Source organism: Microcoleus sp. w2-18bC1 (assembly GCF_036700365.1).
In the GTDB taxonomy this organism is placed as follows: Bacteria; Cyanobacteriota; Cyanobacteriia; order Cyanobacteriales; family Microcoleaceae; genus Microcoleus.
The window spans coordinates 32,076-33,306 of the sequence record NZ_JAUBOS010000056.1 but is presented as its reverse complement, the minus strand read 5'-3'; the positions used below and the strand labels follow the sequence as shown (position 1 = coordinate 33,306).

Here is a 1,231-nt window from a genome sequence, read left to right as displayed (position 1 = left end):
CGGGGACGGAGCCGATGATGACGGGGACGGAGCCGATGATGACGGGGACGGAGCCGATGATGACGGGGACGGAGCCGATGATGATGGGGACGGGCCCGGACATTTCAATCACCCCGGTGCCGCGGCCACCTCTGACAGTTCCCACGCCTCCCCCAGAGCCACTTTTTGTCGATGGCTTAGTTGTCGCAAATGAGGGCAGTAATTATTTAATCGGCAGTTTGTTCAATGACACGATTGCCGGGGGTGCCGGCGACGACACACTTTTGAGTCGAGACGGGGACGATCTACTCAGGGGCGAAGACGGTAACGATTCTCTCAACGGTGGCGCTGGTAAAGATATCGTTGAGGGCGGGCGCGGTAATGACACGGCGCGGGGCGGCAAAGGCGATGACTTGGTTTCTGGCGACGAGGGCGGTGACGTAGCTTTTGGCGACCAGGGCAACGATATTGTCTTGGGTGCTGAAGGCAACGACTCGCTGTACGGCGGTAAAGGCAATGACTGTCTGCGCGGTGGTGGGGAGGACGACCTGATTTTGGGCGACAAGGGCAGTGACACTGTTTTTGGCGACACGGGTAATGACTGCCTGATCGGCGCTGCGGGCAATGATATTTTGTTGGGCCAGGAGGGCGGGGATGTCATCACCGGCGGTGTTGGTAACGATACTGGTGATGGCGGCGAGGGTGATGACCTGATCTTCGGGGGCGACGGCAATGATTCTTTGTCTGGAGATGCTGGGGATGATATTCTTTCGGGCGATCGCGGCTCGGATACTCTGACAGGAGGCGACGGATCGGATATCTTTGTTCTCGGTAGGGTGGGTACGTCGCCTGGTAGCAACGGGTTTCTCACTACTGGCGGCCGCGAAGTCGGCGATGCTGATGTAATTAGAGATTTTAATGCGGGAGATTCGATCGGTCTGGCTGGAGGTCTGAACTTTACAGAGTTAGAAATTTTCCAGGGCCAAGGCTCGAATTCTAGCAACACGATTATTAGGGACAGGCGAACTGGGGAATTTTTGGCGGTGTTGATTGATGTTCGATCGACCTCGCTAGATGAATCTCGATTCACTACAGCTCAAATACCGCGCGTAAACGACAATCCCTTCACCATTGAGGGGACAACAACTAGCCCCACAACGGGGACAACAACGAATCCCACAACGGGGACAACAACTAACCCCACAACGGGGACAACAACTAACCCCACAACGGGGACAACAACTAACCCCAC

The 1,231-nt window shown here is 56.1% G+C and carries 1 protein-coding gene; it reads left to right on the top strand.

Features of this window, described 5'->3' with window-relative positions:
• On the top strand, positions 1–1,231 hold a 1,231-nt coding region (locus QT979_RS22375), incomplete at both ends, for a calcium-binding protein (RefSeq protein ID WP_333311726.1).